Annotated in this window: 16 protein-coding genes; 3 read left to right on the top strand and 13 right to left on the bottom strand. The window is 42.0% G+C overall.

All coding sequences use genetic code 11. From position 1 onward, the window contains the following. Nucleotides 1-114: 114 nt before the first annotated feature. Together AC0L46_RS01315 and AC0L46_RS01320 are read right to left on the bottom strand one after the other, a co-directional pair. Complete coding sequence (locus AC0L46_RS01315) at nucleotides 115-498, bottom strand: hypothetical protein (RefSeq protein WP_473505193.1); 384 nt, start codon at nucleotides 496-498, stop codon at nucleotides 115-117. Further along, complete coding sequence (locus AC0L46_RS01320; protein ID WP_473505195.1) at nucleotides 495-944, bottom strand: 2Fe-2S iron-sulfur cluster binding domain-containing protein; 450 nt, start codon at nucleotides 942-944, stop codon at nucleotides 495-497. Before AC0L46_RS01320 ends, AC0L46_RS01315 begins: the two co-directional genes overlap by 4 nt. A gap of 171 nt (nucleotides 945-1,115) precedes the next feature. Between AC0L46_RS01320 and gloA the strand changes: the two genes are divergently transcribed. Continuing rightward, nucleotides 1,116-1,643, top strand: coding sequence for a lactoylglutathione lyase (gene gloA, locus AC0L46_RS01325; protein WP_473505197.1), 528 nt, complete (start codon nucleotides 1,116-1,118; stop codon nucleotides 1,641-1,643). Nucleotides 1,644-1,742: 99 nt separating this feature from the next. On the opposite strand, the gene AC0L46_RS01330 is transcribed toward gloA, so the two are convergent. The 3 genes from AC0L46_RS01330 to gorA form a co-directional block, all read right to left on the bottom strand. After that, nucleotides 1,743-3,218 carry an aminoacyl-histidine dipeptidase gene (locus AC0L46_RS01330; protein ID WP_473505199.1) on the bottom strand — a complete coding sequence of 492 codons (1,476 nt, stop codon included), beginning with the start codon at nucleotides 3,216-3,218 and terminating at the stop codon, nucleotides 1,743-1,745. 183 nt (nucleotides 3,219-3,401) lie between these two features. Continuing rightward, on the bottom strand, nucleotides 3,402-4,424 hold the full coding sequence (locus AC0L46_RS01335; protein WP_473505201.1) for a polysaccharide lyase family 7 protein: 1,023 nt from the start codon (nucleotides 4,422-4,424) through the stop codon (nucleotides 3,402-3,404). Nucleotides 4,425-4,659: 235 nt separating this feature from the next. Further along, nucleotides 4,660-6,036: a glutathione-disulfide reductase gene (gorA, locus tag AC0L46_RS01340; RefSeq protein WP_473505203.1), complete on the bottom strand. Its 1,377-nt coding sequence runs from the start codon at nucleotides 6,034-6,036 to the stop codon at nucleotides 4,660-4,662. Nucleotides 6,037-6,219: 183 nt separating this feature from the next. Here gorA and xthA point away from each other — a divergent pair, with 183 nt between their 5' ends. After that, the gene (xthA, locus tag AC0L46_RS01345) at nucleotides 6,220-7,032 is read left to right on the top strand and encodes an exodeoxyribonuclease III (RefSeq protein WP_473505205.1); all 813 of its coding nucleotides are present in this window, start codon (nucleotides 6,220-6,222) and stop codon (nucleotides 7,030-7,032) included. A gap of 180 nt (nucleotides 7,033-7,212) precedes the next feature. After that, on the top strand, nucleotides 7,213-7,527 hold the full coding sequence (locus AC0L46_RS01350) for an ArsR/SmtB family transcription factor (protein WP_414681924.1): 315 nt from the start codon (nucleotides 7,213-7,215) through the stop codon (nucleotides 7,525-7,527). 64 nt (nucleotides 7,528-7,591) lie between these two features. On the opposite strand, the gene AC0L46_RS01355 is transcribed toward AC0L46_RS01350, so the two are convergent. The 8 genes from AC0L46_RS01355 to sbcB form a co-directional block, all read right to left on the bottom strand. Continuing rightward, nucleotides 7,592-8,431, bottom strand: coding sequence for a DNA ligase (locus AC0L46_RS01355; protein WP_473505207.1), 840 nt, complete (start codon nucleotides 8,429-8,431; stop codon nucleotides 7,592-7,594). 196 nt (nucleotides 8,432-8,627) lie between these two features. Beyond that, nucleotides 8,628-10,556, bottom strand: a complete 1,929-nt coding sequence (gene htpG, locus AC0L46_RS01360) for a molecular chaperone HtpG (RefSeq protein ID WP_473505209.1) — start codon at nucleotides 10,554-10,556, stop codon at nucleotides 8,628-8,630. Nucleotides 10,557-10,729: 173 nt separating this feature from the next. After that, entirely contained in the window at nucleotides 10,730-11,431 is a 702-nt protein-coding gene (locus tag AC0L46_RS01365; protein ID WP_473505211.1) for an O-methyltransferase, read from the bottom strand. Beyond that, a complete protein-coding gene (locus AC0L46_RS01370; protein WP_414681928.1) occupies nucleotides 11,421-12,152 on the bottom strand; it encodes a DUF599 domain-containing protein in 732 nt (243 codons plus the stop codon). Before AC0L46_RS01370 ends, AC0L46_RS01365 begins: the two co-directional genes overlap by 11 nt. 268 nt (nucleotides 12,153-12,420) lie before the next feature. After that, nucleotides 12,421-13,458, bottom strand: a complete 1,038-nt coding sequence (gene pyrC, locus AC0L46_RS01375; protein ID WP_473507075.1) for a dihydroorotase — start codon at nucleotides 13,456-13,458, stop codon at nucleotides 12,421-12,423. Between the two features lie 154 nt (nucleotides 13,459-13,612). Next, nucleotides 13,613-15,457 (bottom strand): DEAD/DEAH box helicase, encoded by a 1,845-nt coding sequence (locus AC0L46_RS01380; protein ID WP_414681929.1) that lies wholly within the window; start codon nucleotides 15,455-15,457, stop codon nucleotides 13,613-13,615. 174 nt (nucleotides 15,458-15,631) lie between these two features. Beyond that, a complete protein-coding gene (locus AC0L46_RS01385) occupies nucleotides 15,632-16,669 on the bottom strand; it encodes an AI-2E family transporter (protein WP_473505213.1) in 1,038 nt (345 codons plus the stop codon). A gap of 9 nt (nucleotides 16,670-16,678) precedes the next feature. Beyond that, the gene (gene sbcB / locus AC0L46_RS01390; protein WP_473505215.1) at nucleotides 16,679-18,133 is read right to left on the bottom strand and encodes an exodeoxyribonuclease I; all 1,455 of its coding nucleotides are present in this window, start codon (nucleotides 18,131-18,133) and stop codon (nucleotides 16,679-16,681) included. Between the last annotated feature and the right edge of the window lie 88 nt (nucleotides 18,134-18,221).

Here is an 18,221-nt window from a genome sequence, read left to right on the forward strand (position 1 = left end):
AATCTTCATTTTAAAGTAATGGTTTTGTCATGAACAGCCATAGCAGATATGTTTTTAAAGTTATAAAGCGCCGAAAAAAGCAATAATTCAGTATATTTAACAAACTACAAAAAACTAACGAACAAAATGTAATTGTGAGGTTCGGATTCTAAAAGGACGAAGCGCTTGCTCCCAATCCTTTTCAGGTAAGTTTTGACCGTGATAAATAATATGTAATGACGTGCCTGATTCAGCGACCACCTTATTTAGAAAGGTAACGAAAGCCTCATCTTCTAATGGATGGCATAGACTTCCAGCAGCAAGTTTAAAAAATGCCACTTTTTGAGTAACAATTTCTCCTAAAGCCTCACGCCAATAAGGCTCAAACACACCATTATCAGCAGAAGACACAACCAGAACAGGAAAAGCACTCAAATCCATTTCATAAAGCAGGCGCCCTTTTCTTACGCCTGATAAAGTCTGAACACCTAATGAGTCGTTAATCGCAAACGCTTTCACTTTTTGCCACTCAGTCTTAGAAAACGCACTTCTCTGTAAAATAACTTTAAGCGGCGCACGGCTTGATTTAATGCCATGCATTCAACAAAGTGGTGTGCTTTAGATGCAGATACGAACACTCGATCGCCAAAGGAGTCATCACTTGGACCTAACAGCGTTATTTCAACGTTAGAGTCATCGAGCGAATTCAAAGCCAAAATAGAAAACTCAACAGAAGCGGCAGGCGTTTGTGTACTTAACGCCATATCAGAAGATATCGATGTTTGGCAGGATAAAAGAGATTCACAGTTATTCAGGTCATAAAGACGACATGCACCGCAGGCCCCTGCTCGGCAACCGTAACGGACATCCGCACCCTGAGCTAACAAAGACGACAACAAATTGTCTCCAGTTTCTGCAGCGAAGACATCCGCATCTAATTTCACCGTCAATTCGTGAGAGTCCATTACCTCAACCTAACCAAATTATGATCTTGATATTATGCCACACTCTGATCATCGAACCGCTTTTAAAACTGCATTAGGATGTTTAAATTCAGGCTATAGATGATTACCATAGAGCTCACTATTTCACGCATCTCTATTTAGATTCTATTCACTTTCATCAAGGATTGTACGATGTCTAGCTATAACGAATCCCAAGAAGAAATCTCTCAAGCCACTGAGGGCTATGTCATGCAACAAACCATGTTGCGCATTAAAGACCCAGCTGTGTCGTTAGAGTTTTATCAAAAAGTATTAGGCATGAAGCTATTGGGAAAATACGACTTCCCAGCGATGCAATTTACGCTTTACTTCTTAGGCTATGAAAACGAAATACCAGAAGGCGACGATAAAACCAAAACCGAATGGGTTTTCCGTCGTCCTGCCTTAATTGAGCTGACTCATAACTGGGGCAGCGAGAAGGATGACAACTTCCCAGGTTATCACAATGGCAATGAAGACCCACGCGGCTTTGGACACATAGGCATTAGCGTACCAGACGTGTATGCGGCCAGTGAACGCTTTGCCAAATACGATGTGGAGTTTGTAAAGAAACCAGACGATGGTTCAATGAAAGGATTAGCTTTCATTAGAGACCCAGATGGTTATTGGATTGAGATCCTATCCGCAGAAGGCATTACGGATATTATTCTCTCCCAATAACAGATACTTGAGTCACAATAGAAAATATTTAAAAAAGGGAGCCGTACTATCAGCTCCCTTTTTCTTGGTTGTCGCAGGCATACTTACGACTAATCTACTCTAAGCCGCCTTCGGTGTGGACGCCAGCAAGGCCACGAGCAATCGCCAGAAATCCCCTACGGAATCAATTTCCATGCGTTCCGTCGGTGAGTGAGCGCCTCGAATGTTCGGGCCAAAAGACACCATTTCCATACCAGCGTATTTTGCACCAATGATGCCGCACTCTAACCCTGCGTGAATCACTTTCACATTGGCTTCTTGTCCCATCACTTCTTTATGAACATCAAGAAAATGCTTGAGCAAACCCGCATTTGGGTCTGGTCTCCACCCCGGATAACCATTTTCTAAATTCACATCCGCATGAATTAATGAAAAAGCCGATTTCGCCACATGAGCAAGATGTTCAACCGCAGAATCCACTAAAGAACGTACCAGCAAACAAGCATCAAATACCTTTTCGCCGTCTTTGGAGTTCTTAAGATTAATCACACCAAGGTTACAAGATGTCTCTGTCACGCCGTCCAAATCTGCGCTCATTCTATGTACACCATGAGGCGCGCAATAAATAGCGCTCAACAAAGCGTCTTTAGAATCGGCTTCCAATTCAGAGTCCACTTCTGAGGAAACAAGAGAAAACCGTAACTTAGGTTCGGTACTAACAAATTCAGCCTGAGTGCGTCTTTCAAATTCAGTAACAAAGGCAAATAGCTTGGCTTCGTCAGTGGCATTTACATTAATGGTCGCGCTGGCATCACGAGAAATAGCATTACGTAAAGTGCCGCCAGTAAAACCACTCAGCCCAAAATCACATTCTTCTTTGAGCAGATTTAATAAACGGATCAACAAGACATTCGCGCTCGCACGACCTTTATGGATGTCTAATCCAGAATGGCCACCACGCAAACCAGAAACAACAATCTCAAAGGCTTTTTTATCCCCCGTCACGGGCAACGCCTTGTAATGTTTTTCTATGTTGATATCAACACCACCGGCACAACCAATGTACACATCGCCATGATCTTCGGAGTCTAAATTCAGTAAGATTTTGCCTTTTAAAATACCTTCTTCTAACTGCAAAGCACCACGTAAACTGGTTTCTTCTTCTATGGTAAAAAGCGCTTCAATTGGCCCGTGAACCAAGTCCGTCGATTCCAATACCGCCATCGCCGCCGCAACACCGATACCATTGTCTGCGCCCAGTGTTGTGCCTGTCGCATGAACCCAACCATCAATAACCTGAGTCACGATTGGGTCTTTAGTGAAATCATGATCCACATCGGCGTCTTTCTGCGCCACCATATCCAAATGGCCTTGTAACACAACGGTTTCTCTGTCTTCCATGCCTTGCGATGCGCCTTTACGAATCAAAAGGTTTCCAGCAGGGTCAACATAGGTTTCTAACCCTAAAGACGTCGCCCATTGAATAAGATGATCTCTCAACTGTGCTTCGTAATAAGAGGGTCTTGGAGTATTACATAAGGTTTGAAAATGTCGCCAAATCGCACTGGGTTGTAAGGTATTCAATACTTGGTTCATGGAGCTCCCTTCAAATCGTTAAAACAATATGAAAACAACAGTAAAGAAGAGCAAGGATTGAAGCAATCGAAATAAAGATAGGACTGATAGAGAAAACGTATGTGTGAGGTTTCACTCCTAGTGAGATATGAAAAAGCCCAGATCAATCTGGGCTTTTTCATTTAACGAAGTATTGTCGTTAGATTACTGATTCAGTTCTAGTTTGTAGAAAGTGGCTTGCGTATAATCGCCTGCTTCTACTCCACGGTTCATACAACCAGAAGAACCTTGATTACACTGATTATAAGCACCGGCTTTAAAATACATCCAATCTTGTGCGTAACTGCGATCAAAATTTTCTCTACCTGGATAAGGCTTGCTTAGGTCTACAGAGAAAGTGACCACTTTTTCGTCAGCTTCTCCGATGTCACGTTTGAACGTAAGGTTCATAATATTCCCCACTACGTTCACATCGTATTCAATCAGCTCACCCAGTGCGATACCGTCTTGCGGATCTGCATCTGCTTTAGTGAGATTGTTCTTGCCGAACACATCGTGACGAATGTCTGTACGATCTTTTTTATTTTCTGGGTTCGTTTCATAAGTCCAGAAAACACTACCATGTTCATGGTTTGGCATTTTACGATAGAAGATTTTCAACGGTTCATTTTTAGAACCATGAATCTGACCAATAACCACGGCATGAGCACCAATCTTTTTATCATTACCACTGGTACTAACCGCATCAACCGTCAATGCAGCACTGAGTTGACCACCAATAGCGCCAAAGTCTTTTGCATTCTTATGGGCCGCTACGGCAAAGTTCGTTAAAGGTGCGCTGTATGTGTACGCATTTTCCACATCCAACATGGCGCGCAATTCACTGCGAGTGTTTTTACTGTTTGGCGTGGTTGGGCCTGTGTTTGGTGCGGCAAAGACAACAGCACCCGTTTCTGAATTAGTGTAAAACCATTCAGGATGAACGTATGGGTAATTCACATAGTTTAAACGGTCTGCGGTGATTTCCATTTCCTTACCTTTTCGAGCTTCGGTTCTGTCACCGATAGGTAAGTTAATCTTCCACTTTTTCATGTCGAAGTTTTCAGCAGGCGCTTTAGAAGGGTCCAGTTTACTAGCAAGTTCTGCTTGGTAATCTGTCATAGTTACCGCAATAGCGGATTGAGAAAGTACAATTGCACTGATAGCGAGCACGAGAGCTTTTTTCATCTTCGTCTTCCTATTTTATTGTTATGTAAGAAGTTTTTATTTAAAAAGTATTAGAATTAATCCAATTCGATCAATACTGAACTCATTATGTATTAATCATACAAATAAGTGAACCAATATTACATTGATAAATGTCAGTAAAAACAATCTCGTCATATCACTCTATAATCTGCACAAATCACCCATAAAAAAGGCGCTTTTCAGCGCCTTTCATAACTCAATAAGAAAGCGGATTTTATTTGCGTTCTTTCAAAGCATTGGCCGAGAAAGTAACAAACTCTTCTGCACTCGTTGGGTGAACACCAACAGTGGCGTCGAAGTCCGCTTTTGTCGCACCCGCTTTAATGGCAATACCCAAACCTTGAATGATCTCGCCAGAGTAGTCGCCTACCATGTGAGCACCGATCACTTTATCGTCAGCGTTGTTGACCAATAACTTCATCAAGGAGCGTGTTGTTGCGCCACTCAAGGTATGCTTCATTGCACGGAAGTCTGTTTGGTATACACGGAAGTCGATACCGCGGGCTTCCGCTTCTTGCTCAGATAAACCTACAGTGCCAATCGCTGGTTGACTAAATACCGCAGTTGGAATGTTGTCGTAGTCAAAATCGACTTCTTTTCCATCAAACCAATAATCAATCAAAGCCATGGCTTCTTTGATCGCAACAGGAGTCAATTGGATCTTGTCTGTCACATCACCTAGTGCAAAGACACTATCCGCAGTTGTCTGAAAGTTATTATTTACTTTAACTGCGCCGTTTTTACCGAACTCAACGCCCGCTTTTTCTAGATCTAATGAAGCAACGTTTGGCACACGACCTGTTGCATACAAAATCAAACCAAAGCTTTCAGAGCTTCCATCTTTAAAGTGCACCAGACGCTCACCATTTGGATCATCAGCATCCAATAATTCAATACGCTCAACGTCTGTATTTAATCGAACATCAATACCTGACTTCGCGTATTCTTCACTGGCAAAAGCGCGAACATCTTCATCAAAACCGCGCAATAATTGATCGCCACGATACGCCAAAGAAGTATCCACTCCTAAACCATTCAAAATACCCGCAAACTCAACAGCAATGTAACCACCACCAACAACCAAGGCTTTACCCGGTAAAGATTCCAGATAAAACATCTCGTTCGAGCTAACAACCAAATCACTGCCTGGAAACTCTGGAATGAAAGGCTTTGCGCCCACAGCGATCAAAATACGTTCCGCCGTGTAAGTTTTACCACCGACAACAACAGTATGGGCATCAACAAAACTTGCGTAACCAGAAATAACCTCTACTCCAGCGTTCCCAAGCATGTTGCCGTAAATGCCGTTCAAACGTTCGATTTCTTTCGTTTTATTGTCTCTTAATACAGACCAATCAAACTTTGTACCTTCGTTTGACCAACCAAAGCCTGCTGCTTCACCAAAACCATGACCGTATTCAGAAGCATAAACAAACAATTTTTTTGGCACGCAACCAATATTCACACAGGTTCCGCCCAAAGCGCTGCCTTCGGCAACTGCTACTTTATAACCTTTTGACGCTGCGACACGGCTGGCACGTACGCCACCAGAACCTGCACCAATAACAAATAAATCGTACTGATAAGCCATTTAAGCTCTCCAATGTTTGTTTATTAAAATTATCCCCTGAGTGTAACAGGGGTTTTTGAAAATGTTAAAAACAATGACTTTATTAGCATGATCAAAAAAACTAACTAATTCTAACGAGTTAACCGCTTTATGAGTTTGTAACATCTAGGTATGATTAAGGAAATTCAACACGGAATGATTATCATGAAGTTCGTCTCTTTTAATATTAATGGTTTACGTGCTCGACCACATCAAATAGAAGCATTAGTAGAAAAACACTCGCCAGATGTCATTGGCCTACAAGAAATTAAAGTGCATGACGATGCCTTTCCCCATGAAATCCCTGAATCCGTTGGTTATCACGCTTATTATTACGGTCAAAAATCCCATTACGGCGTCGCCATTTTCAGTAAACAAGAAGCGACTAAAGTCGAGTATGGTTTTCCTGATGATGAAGAAGATGCACAACGCCGAATGATCATTGCCACCTTTGATACACCTAAAGGACCGGTAAAAGTTCTTAATGGTTATTTCCCACAAGGTGAAAGCCGTGACCACGAGACAAAATTCCCTGCAAAACGAAAATTTTATTCGGATTTAATGGAATACCTTGCCTCTCATTCTCCTGATGAAAAAATCATTGTCATGGGAGACATCAATATTTCTCCGACAGACCTAGATATCGGTATTGGTGAGCCAAACGCAAAACGCTGGTTAAAAACAGGGAAATGTAGCTTCTTACCAGAAGAGAGAGAATGGTTTACAACACTTGCAAATTGGGGACTAACGGACACTTACCGCAAGCTTAATCCAGAGAAAAACGATCGTTTTAGCTGGTTTGATTATCGCTCTAAAGGCTTTGATGATACGCCAAAACGAGGGTTGAGAATCGATGTTATTATGTCTTCAAATGGCTTAACACCTCATTTACAAGATGCCGACGTTGATTATGATTTAAGAGGCTTAGAAAAGCCTTCCGATCACGCACCAATTTGGACAACTTTTGACTTAAATTAGGTCGAGTTTTGAAAAGCGACAGCTGATCAAAAAACAAACAAATCTACGTAGTGTACGCCTTGCTTGATGAGAACAACTATTAACCGCGACTACCCCCAGATTTATCCACAGACAATGTGGATGGTTTGTTTATAGCTTAAAGCCCAATATAAAGCAGCGAAAATTAAAGTGAGCAGAATTATGGTAAACAAAACACTCTCAATGGAAGAGATGCTAACACAATCATCCCAAGCCGCTGGCTTCTTAAAAGCCTTGAGTAATGAAAATCGCCTTATGATTTTGTGCTATTTATTAGATAAAGAATTATCTGTAACAGCACTAAATGAAAAGCTGCCTTTAAGCCAATCCGCTCTTTCTCAACACCTTGCAGTGCTGAGAAAAGACGGCTTGGTTAACACTAGGCGAGAGTCACAAACTATTTTCTATAGCTTAGGAGATGAGAGAGTTAAGACGTTAATTCAAACACTGCATGGCTTATTCTGCCCGTCTCTATAAATCTCAACAACTCTTCCAATTACAGCTGTATAAAAAACTCGCACTAACCAAGGCCTCAAAGCCACTAATAGCCTTGGTTTCGAGGTCTTAAATAACTCGCAAACCTCGGCACTCCTCGATCCGTAAAGCCATGATATTTATAGGTTATGTAATCACCTATTTTAGGGGGTGAACGTCTTTCTTCATCGGAAAAGCCACTACCGATTTTAAAACGTATACCTGACGGCATTTCTACTAAAATAGAACCCATCATGCCATCGTATTTCCCTGAGCCATTTAGGATCTCAATCACCTTTGCTTCCGCGTCCATGTGCGGCTTTAGCTTCAACAAATTATCAGTACGCCCACTTTCAAAGCGTGCAAGCTTACGATGTAAGATTAGCCCTTCCGCACCTTGCTTTACATAATCCTCTAAAAGTTGCTGAAGCGCCTGATTACTTGATACTGAAATTTGCTTAATAGGAACCACATGGGGCAAATCTAGACTGTTAACTATCTGTGTATAACGCTGATAGCGTGCTTCGAACGTCATGACTTTTTCTTCATCTGGCGCATCAAACACCATATAACGGATTTTCTGCCACTCATTGTCAATTGGGGTATTTTTACTTACCGTCGACATAATAAATTGAAAGTCATTTCGTTTAGACCAAAGCTCGCCATCCAACCACACATTCGGCAACTTTTCGATAAACCAATTGGGCGCATGAATGGTATTTCCTTGACGAGAAACCAGAGCCGTTCCAGTCCAAATAGCACGCACGCCGTCGTATTTCTCACTGACTAAATATTGCCTAACATCCGTGCTTTCAGAATAAACACTTGCCAGTTGAACATCAGGATTTGCAAACAAAAAGAAAGGGAAGTAACAGAGAAAGAGTAGTAAGCAGTTTTTAAGCTTCATGATTCAGTCCTTTGATATCTGAGTTTAAAATTGCATTCCGTCTTAGTATTTTCCGTAACACTAATTGACCGAACGAATCTTTACGCTAAACGATTTTATTTTAGGAAGCAAACCTTCCGACTTCTAAAAATAAAAAGGCCCGTATTCGTTTCCAAATACGGGCCTTGATTATAAAGAAAGTAAGCTTTCTTTTCGCTTATTTGCTCAGTTGGACAATTAGCTTATTCATACGGCTAACAAAAGTCGCAGGATCTTCTAATTGACCACCTTCAGACAAAGTAGCTTGTTCAAACAACAGCCAAGCCATGTCTGCAAAACGATCTTCATCAGACTCTTCATTCATCTTAGCAACAATCGGGTGATCTGGATTCACCTCCAATGTTGGCTTAGAGTCAGGAAGCTGCTGACCAGCTTGCTCAAGTAAGCGACGCATTTGCAAGCCCATGTCATGCTCACCCACCACTAAACATGCAGGAGAGTTTGTTAAGCGAGCCGTTGAGTTCACTCCAGCTACTTTCTCTTCTAGCACAGTTTTCATGCGGTCAAGCAATGGTTTAATTTGCTCCGCTTTCTCTTCTTTTTCTTTCTTCTCTTCTTCGTTTTCTTGATCTGTTAAATCAAGTTTGCCTTTGGTTACATCTTGGAAAGACTTACCTTCAAACTCTTGCAGAGACGACATCATCCATTCGTCAATGCGATCACTTAACAGTAGAACTTCATAACCTTTCTTGCGAAGAATTTCTAAATGCGGGCTGTTTTTCGCCGTGTTATGGCTTTCCGCATAGATGTAATAGATTTTGTCTTGGCCTTCGCTCATACGTTCAATGTATTGAGCCAAAGAAACTGTTTGCTCAGGCGCATCTGTCTCTGTCGTACTGAAGCGCAATAGAGCTGCAATTTTATCTTTGTTGCCCATGTCATCAGCAGGACCTTCCTTGATGACATTACCGAACTCGTTCCAGAATTTTTGGTAATCTTCTGGCTCGTTTTTCGACATTTTGCTAAGCATATCTAATACACGCTTAGTCAATGCAGAGCGCATAGAATCTACCGCATTGTCGTTCTGCAAAATTTCGCGAGACACGTTCAAAGACAAATCGTTAGAATCCACAACACCTTTTACGAATCGCATGTACGGAGGAAGGAACGCTTCCGCTTCATCCATAATGAACACACGCTGAACGTACAATTTCAGCCCACGCTGCATATCACGATTCCAAAGATCGTAAGGTGCTTTCGATGGGATATAAAGCAAGCTGCTGTATTCTAATTTACCTTCTACCTTGTTGTGTGACCATTTCAAAGGCTCTTGGTAGTCGTGAGAAATATGCTTGTAAAACTCTTGGTATTCTTCATCTGTCACTTCATTACGAGGACGAGTCCATAGAGCTTTCGCAGAGTTCACTGCTTCAAATTCAGGTGCTTTGGTTTCGTCTACTGGCTTAGGATTGCCCTCTTCATCCATTTCTGGGTAAACAGGCTTTTCCATTTCAACTGGAATAGAAATGTGATCTGAATATTTAGTCACCAAAGAACGTAGACGGAAGTTATCCGCAAAGTCTTTCTCATCAGACTTCAAATGCAATGTAATGCGCGTACCACGAGTGGCTTTGTCGATGTTTTCAATAGTGAATTCACCAGAACCATCAGACACCCAGCAAACCGCTTCGCTTTCTGCTGCGCCTGCACGACGTGTTTCAACCGTTACTTTATCCGCAACAATAAAAGCAGAATAAAAACCAACACCAAATTGGCCAATCAATTGGCTGTCTTTTTTCTGATCGCCGCTCAATTGCTCTAGGAAAGAAGAAGTACCAGATTTAGCAATCGTACCTAAGTTAGTAATGGCTTCTTCACGAGACATACCCACACCATTATCATCAATGATGACAGTGCCAGCGTCTTTATCAAATTCAATACGAACACGTAAGTTAGGGTCTTCAGCGAGAAGGTCTGCGTTAGCGACAGACTCAAAGCGTAGCTTGTCTACTGCGTCAGACGCGTTAGAGATAAGCTCTCTTAGAAAGATTTCTTTGTTTGAGTACAAAGAATGGATCATCAAATGAAGTAGTTGTTTTACTTCCGTTTGGAATCCTAACGTTTCTTTTTGAGTATCAGTTGCCATGTTATAGCTTGCTCCTATTTGAATGAACCTTTGAACCAAGTCCAAAGGTGTATTTCTTTTCACTTGTGCTCCATAAATAAAGCCTCTTGAAGCAATTTCAAGAGGCTGATGAATCAAAAAAAGGAAAAAGTCACAATAAATTTATGGGTAATGTGAAAAATGCAGGAATGTCATTATTTTTTTCGAACGATGGTTAGGCCATCGCCTATTGGCAGAAGAGATAATTCCACGTCATTATCTTGGTGAATGATTTGATTTAGCTCGCGCACGATACAAGTGTCTTTATCGGTAAAAGACTCGTCAGCCACATTCCCCCACCAAAGCGTGTTATCGATTACAATGCATCCACCCGCTCGAATCAGCTTTTTGCTCAAATGATAATACGCTACCAAGTTCTGCTTATCGGCATCAATAAACACAAAATCAAATGTCTCTGCTTGAGACTCAAGAAAAGACTCCATCACCGGCAAGGCTTTTTCACAATACGTCGTCACTCTATCTCTAACGCCCGCTTGCTCTAAATAGTTCGTAGCAATGTCCAGCCACATTTGTTTCTTTTCGATCGCGATTAAACAAGCCTCTTCTGGCATTGCCATCGCCATCGATAAAGTGCTGTAACCTGTAAACACACCCACTTCTAAAATTTTCTTTGGCGCTTGCAACTTAACCAACAAAGCAAGAAATTGCCCAACTTCAGGAGAAAGCTGCATTCTCGCCATATGGTATTGAGCGGTTTCTCGTCTTAACGCAGTCAATATTTCCGACTCTCGCACAGAAACATCAATCAAATATTGATATAAATTATCGTCTACTTTAACCGTACGATTAACCGGCTTATTATCTTCAGAAACAGGCTTTGGAAAATTAGGAAGCATGAGATTTTATAACCAGTCCACGGCTTAATGTTTTAAAGGTTTTGGAACGGAATTCTCGACGATAAAGAACAGCCACAATCATCAAGCTCGCCGCCATACAAAAATACGGGCTAAGAAACCAACCACAAAACGCCATTGCGAAATAATAGGCTCTTAATCCATAGTTAAATTGGTTGGCCGCAAGACTACAAATCTGTGCCATATGATTCGCATACAACTCTCGCTCGCTTTCTTCGATTCCTCGCTCCGTTGCTAAAGGCGCACTTCCCACCAACACAGAGCAAAAATTGTACTGTCGAACAGACCAAGTAAAGGTAAAAAAGGCATAAGCAAAAATCACCACCAAAACGATGATTTTCAATTCCCATTCTTGCTGACTCATTGGCGCTAACAAATAAAAATCAGAAAGAATACCTAAAGCTTTTTCAGAATAATTAAACGCGGTAAACAGGCCAGCAATAATCAACAAGCTACTGGAAGCAAAGAATAAGCTGCTGCGCTCTAAATTTGCCATAACCGATGCATCTGCAATTCGGTTATCTCGTCTTAATAAACGAGACATCCACGCAAGCCTAAATTGATGCAACACACTCACCAAACAGGCGCGTCGTTTGGAATTATATTGAGCAAATAAAGCATACCCCCACCAGCAGGCAAAAAAGAAAAAAAGCGTGACAAGATCTAAGGTGTTGAGCAATAAAGAAACTGAATGATTTTCCATCAATTAACTCCGTTTCAGCGGGGGATTTTCAAAGCCTCATTAGAGCATTTTTTGCCTTATATGTCCCTGATTAACATTATAAAAACAGCAGAATATTAGGGATTTAACGCCAATTAAAACACTGCCAAATGTATGACAAATAAACCTATTTGCCTTTTATTTCCCATAAAAAAACTGAACCACTCAATGAATCAGCTCATGAGTTAAGTTCAGTTTTTATTGAGCGCGTTTTCATTACGCCCAGTTTGTTTTTAACAGTCGCTACTTGTTATTTGCCTTTCAATTTCCAAGCAACAGGTTTACCTGCAAAAAATGGCACAATCGGCTCACCATTTGGCAGAGTAATACTGGTTGGCACTTCCCAAGACTCACGTACTAGAGTTACCGTTTCTGTATTACGAGGCAAGCCATAGAAGTCCGCACCATAAAGGCTGGCAAAACCTTCCAGCTTATCTAACGCATCAAGCTCATCAAACACTTGCGTGTACAGTTCTAATGCAGACCAAGCACTGTAACAACCAGCACAACCACAATCTGATTCTTTACGCTCTTTTGTATGAGGCGCTGAATCCGTACCAAGGAAGAACTTAGGTGAACCTGATTTCACCGCAGCGCGCAATGCTTCTTGGTGAGTGCTGCGCTTCAACACTGGCAAACAATAGTTATGCGGACGCATACCGCCATCCAACATGTCATTACGATTTAACAACAAATGTTGTGGTGTAATGGTTGCAGCAACCCCTTCTCGCGCAGACATAACAAATTCTGCCGCGTCTTTTGTGGTGATATGTTCAAACACCACTTTTAAATTCGGCACACGCTCAACAATATTGACCATGTGCTGATCAATGAATTCTTTCTCACGATCAAAAATATCTATGTGCTTTTGCGTCACTTCACCATGAATCAATAACAACATATCATTGTCGGCCAAGGCTTCAAATACTGGGTAAAGGGATTCAAGGGAGTTCACACCAGAATCTGAATTAGTTGTTGCTCCAGCCGGGTACATTTTTGCAGCCAAGACACCGGCTTTTTTCGCGTCTTTAATGTCTTGAACGCTGGTTTTATCCGTAAGGTAAATCGTCATGATCGGAGTAAACGAACTGCCCTCTGGACGCGCTGCCAAGATGCGTTCTTTATAACTCAATGCAAGGTCTGCAGTCGTCACAGGTGGGACTAGGTTTGGCATCACCACTGCACGTTCAAAACAACGAGCGGTTGCAGGAACAGTCTCAAGTAACATGTCCTGATCACGAAAATGTAAATGCCAATCGTCTGGCTTGATTATAGTAATTTCGTTCATCATTGGCCTTTTTGGTTGGGAAGGGAAAAAGCAGGAGCATATTACCAGAATCTACTAAGAAGTAGCAGCGCCAAATACCCTACTCTTTAGACATAAAAAAACCGAATCTTCAAAAGATTCGGTTTTTATGGTTATCAAGTATTAACTTAACGAATTAACTGTCTTTGCGAGGTGCTCTTGGACGACGGTCACCGCGATTATTATCACGACCACGGCCACCACCTGAACGGCCGCCAGGGCGACGGTCACCAGAAGGACGCTTGCGAGATGGTGATGCTGCACGCTTGTTCAGCTCATCTGCATTTTCCAACTTAGCAATATCAGTACGCTGACCACAAATACGAGTTTTGCTTAGCTTACCTAACACACCTGAATCCAAGTTTGTTGGCAAGTCTACTGTTGCAAAATCTTCGTAGATTTCAATGTGACCAATGTAACGGCTTTCAATTTCAGCTTCGTTTGCAATCGCACCAACAATGTTACCAGGCTTAACACCTGCACTGTAGCCAACTTGAACTACGTAACGCGTCATTGACGTATTTGGATCGTCTTTTAACGGCATAGCTTCCGCAGTTACCGGACGAACTTTACGTTCACGAGGTGCACGATCGCCACGGTCACCGCGAGAGTTCTCACGATCATCACGACGCTCTCTGCGCTCTTGGCGAACTTCCATTTCAGATAGCAACAATGGTGTTTTACCTTGTGCCATATGAGCCAAAGCAGCGGCCATTTTCAATGGATCCACTTCATTTTCTTTCTGGTAGCTTTGAACAAGCTCTAGGAAGAAATCAAGGTTTTCATTATCCATTGCATCAGTGATACGTTGCTTGAAACGACCAACGCGCTGAGCGTTAATGTCAGAAGCTGTAGGCAATGTCATACTTTCGATTGGCTGACGTGTTGCACGCTCAATGGCTTGCAACATACGACGCTCACGATGCGCAACAAACAAAATTGCAGTACCAGAACGACCCGCACGACCAGTACGACCAATACGGTGAACATAAGACTCTGTATCGTATGGAATGTCGTAGTTTACAACGTGGCTAACACGCTCTACATCCAAACCACGAGCCACAACGTCAGTCGCAACAAGAATGTCGATTTGACCTTTTTTGATACGTTCAACGGTACGCTCACGTAAATTCTGGCTGATATCACCATTTAGCGCTTCACAAGCGTGACCACGAGCTGTTAGCTTTTCAGCTAATTCAACTGTTGCCGCTTTCGTACGAACGAAGATGATCATGCCATCGTGTTCGTTCATCTCAAGAATACGAGTCAAAGCATCTAGCTTATGCAAGCCACTTACAGGCCAGTATTTTTGAGTGATGGTTGTTGCCGTCGATGTTTTAGTAACAATCTTAACTTCTTTTGGATTATTCAAATGACGATTTGCCACCTGACGAATCACTGAAGGCATTGTTGCAGAGAACAAAGCGATCTGACGAGTTGGCGGAGTTTGTTCAAGAACCCACTCAACGTCATCGATAAAGCCCATGCGTAACATTTCATCAGCTTCATCGAGAACTAGGGCTTTAAGGCCTTCTAGCTTCAATGTTTTACGACGAATGTGATCCATAACACGACCAGGTGTACCAACAACAACTTGCACACCACGTCTTAGTTGGCGAAGTTGAGTGTCGTAAGACATGCCGCCGTAAATAGGCAGAACATGAAAATCTGGAAGGTTACGTGCGTAACTTTGAAATGCTTCAGAAACCTGAATAGCAAGTTCACGGGTTGGAGCCAAGACAAGTAATTGGGTCGTTTTATCTGTAACATCAATGCGAGACAACAGCGGTAGCGCGAACGCTGCTGTCTTACCAGTACCCGTCTGCGCTTGCCCCAAAAGGTCTCGACCTTCTAATAGATATGGAATACTTTGCGCTTGGATAGCAGATGGTTGCTCGTAACCTAAGTCAGCAACCGCTTTAAGAACAGGGGCGATTAAACCCAACGAATCAAATGTAGGCTGAGTATCAGCATCAGACATGTAAATTAGTACCTTTTTTTGGTGAGGATAAGGCCTGTAATCATTTACATGCCTTAATAAAATTCTCTAGAAATTCTCGGAGGAAAACCGATTGCGAAGTATATACAATAAAACCGAAATAAGCTAGGAAGTATTAGAAATAAGATAGACTCATTGACAACATAAACCTGCCAACTAACTTTTCTCATCCTCGACTTTAGAATCAAGTAATACAGCTAACCAATGCATTTTAGGATTGGCTTCAAATGCCAGTTTCATAATGATGGTCAATGGAATTGAAAGCAGCATACCAACAGGGCCGAATACCCATCCCCAAAGTAATAAAGAAAGAAAAACCACCAAAGTAGATAAACCTAATCCTCGTCCCATATAACGAGGCTCGATTACATTACCGACAATTAAGTTAACCAGTACAAACGCACCAGCAACCAACCCAGCAGATAAACTGCCCAGCTGAACAAAAGCCAACAAGATGGCTGGCACTGCCGCAATAATAGAACCTATATTAGGAACAAAGTTTAAAAGGAAAGCACACACACCCCACAATATTGGGAAGTCCACACCTAAAACCCACATACAAAAGGTAATCAGCACGCCCGTTAGGATACTGAGTAAAGTTTTAATGACTAGGTAACGATTTACTGATTTGACAAAGGACTCTAAATTATCCATCGACTTAGGATTATCGTTAAAAGCCAATGAAAGCTTTTTAGGTAACTCAACCGCTTCAAATAAAATAAAAATCACGATCATCACCACCAACACCAGGTTGGTTAGCACGCCACCTAATCCTCTTAACGCATTTGCAACCATCTGCATTAAAGAAGAAGGGTCAACATAACCTTTAACTTGGTCATAAGAAATCTGCAGCCCGAAACCATTAACCACCTGAATCAAGTTAGACATTTCTTCTGCGAAACGGGTTTTGTAATTAGGAAGCTGACTGGAGAAATTATCCAAAGACGCCCCAACCAAAACAGCAACAGAACTAATGCCAAACAATATGAGCATCACAACCAACAGAATAGAAAGCCAGGTTGGGACATTCCGGCGGCGTAAGCTAGACATAGCGGGTGCGCAAATAATAGCGATAAAAACAGACAACATAAAAGGGACAACTATTTGAGAAGCTTCTTTTAATGCTGCGATAATGATAACAAAGGCAGCCAAGCCAACCAGCCAATAAAGCCCTTTATTATGTTGTTCGTTCATACCAATTCCTTACAAAGCTATTGGGTAAATACTCTGAGCGTAATCCGCCAAATCTTGCAGCATGATTTGCTTCATTGCAGGCAAATCAGGTGTTTGAGCAATATGATTAAGTCGATCGAAATACTGGTCCATTGTAATTGAGCCGCCACCGTCTTTTTCAAGCAGACGAATTTGTCGATACTCTTCCCATTCCATTCTTTGTTGCTCGCTGAGCTGTTCTGGGTAATTACGCCCAATATAGCGCATCAACATTTCCGGCAAACGACGATCATCAAACGACATAGCCAATTCAGATAAAGCGTGCGGTGGGGTTGAACGAATCGTCTCCATACGCGCTTTATCTTCACGAGAAAAGAAACCACCCGAATACAACATTACATCAGGATCTTTTAAGATCGGACGTTCTTCTTGCATGAATACAGAGCTGAGTTTTACTGCAAGCTCAGTGTGCCCTTTAATCATGGCAAGATTATGACGACACACAGCCCCATCTAATCCAAGACGTTTTACTACCGCTTCGTCTTTCAGAAACGTTGCCGGAGCAACCGCAGGCGAGCGGTTATAATGAATCACCTTCAATGGCAACCGTTCAAGATCACCCAACTCTTCTTGACGAGTAAACACTCGATGACGAATTTCATCCACACTCAAATCAATTAAAGGTTGAGCGTCAGCCATCAAATCATAAACAATCACGCCGTTTTTATTCGTTGGATGAGGTGCAATCGGCACAACAAAAGCAGAATAATGCTTTGCTTGCCCGAACATACCAGAGATATGTAGAAAAGGTTTTAAACGCGCAACATCAATAAACTGTTGTAATTCATGCTTTTGGCGCATTTTGAAGTAATAATTGAATAACTTAGGATGTTTTTCTCGAATTAATTTAGCTATTTCAATCGTGCCATAGACATCAGAAAGCGCATCATGGGCTTGCTCATGGGCAATATCGTTCGCCTTCGTCAGAGCTTCAAGTTTCATGGAAACCTGACCGTTTTCATCTTTTGGCCAAACAATTCCCTCTGGACGCATTGCATAGGTCATACGAACTAAATCGATCACATCCCAACGGGAGCAGTTGTTTTGCCATTCTCTTGCATAAGGGTCAATGAAGTTACGATAAAAGCCGTAACGAACCACTTCGTCATCAAAGCGAATTGTGTTGTAGCCAAGTGCACAAGTGCCAGGCAAAGACAATTCGGCTTCTACTGCTTGCATAAACTCAGCTTCACACAAACCTTCTCGGTTCGCGTCTTGCGGGCTAATCCCAGTTAACAAACAGGCTTCTGGCTGAGGAAGAACATCCTCCGCCAATCGGCAGTAAAACATAATAGGTTCGCCGATGGGGTTAAAATCAAGATCTGTTCGAATCCCAGCAAATTGCATTGGGCGATCTTTCGCAGGGTCCGTTCCGGTTGTTTCAAAATCAAACCAAAAAAATGAAGTAGGGCCCGATGAGGTCACAAATAATTCCTGTTAGCCATTAAATAAAAAGGTATTATACGCACCTTAAAGTTTATTTGTTAAAGCGTATTTGGCGATGAGAGGAGTT

Source organism: Marinomonas sp. 15G6-16, assembly GCF_055809555.1.

Coding starts and splice junctions, on each gene's coding strand:
- AC0L46_RS01350 (WP_414681924.1), top strand. CDS start 7,213: ATGGTAAACAAAACACTCTCAATGGAAGAGATGCTAACACAATCATCC.
- AC0L46_RS01330 (WP_473505199.1), bottom strand. CDS start 3,218: ATGAACCAAGTATTGAATACCTTACAACCCAGTGCGATTTGGCGACAT.
- htpG (WP_473505209.1), bottom strand. CDS start 10,556: ATGGCAACTGATACTCAAAAAGAAACGTTAGGATTCCAAACGGAAGTA.
- xthA (WP_473505205.1), top strand. CDS start 6,220: ATGAAGTTCGTCTCTTTTAATATTAATGGTTTACGTGCTCGACCACAT.
- AC0L46_RS01365 (WP_473505211.1), bottom strand. CDS start 11,431: ATGCTTCCTAATTTTCCAAAGCCTGTTTCTGAAGATAATAAGCCGGTT.
- pyrC (WP_473507075.1), bottom strand. CDS start 13,458: ATGAACGAAATTACTATAATCAAGCCAGACGATTGGCATTTACATTTT.
- gorA (WP_473505203.1), bottom strand. CDS start 6,036: ATGGCTTATCAGTACGATTTATTTGTTATTGGTGCAGGTTCTGGTGGC.
- AC0L46_RS01355 (WP_473505207.1), bottom strand. CDS start 8,431: ATGAAGCTTAAAAACTGCTTACTACTCTTTCTCTGTTACTTCCCTTTC.
- AC0L46_RS01380 (WP_414681929.1), bottom strand. CDS start 15,457: ATGTCTGATGCTGATACTCAGCCTACATTTGATTCGTTGGGTTTAATC.
- AC0L46_RS01335 (WP_473505201.1), bottom strand. CDS start 4,424: ATGAAAAAAGCTCTCGTGCTCGCTATCAGTGCAATTGTACTTTCTCAA.
- gloA (WP_473505197.1), top strand. CDS start 1,116: ATGTCTAGCTATAACGAATCCCAAGAAGAAATCTCTCAAGCCACTGAG.
- AC0L46_RS01320 (WP_473505195.1), bottom strand. CDS start 944: ATGGACTCTCACGAATTGACGGTGAAATTAGATGCGGATGTCTTCGCT.
- AC0L46_RS01370 (WP_414681928.1), bottom strand. CDS start 12,152: ATGGAAAATCATTCAGTTTCTTTATTGCTCAACACCTTAGATCTTGTC.
- AC0L46_RS01385 (WP_473505213.1), bottom strand. CDS start 16,669: ATGAACGAACAACATAATAAAGGGCTTTATTGGCTGGTTGGCTTGGCT.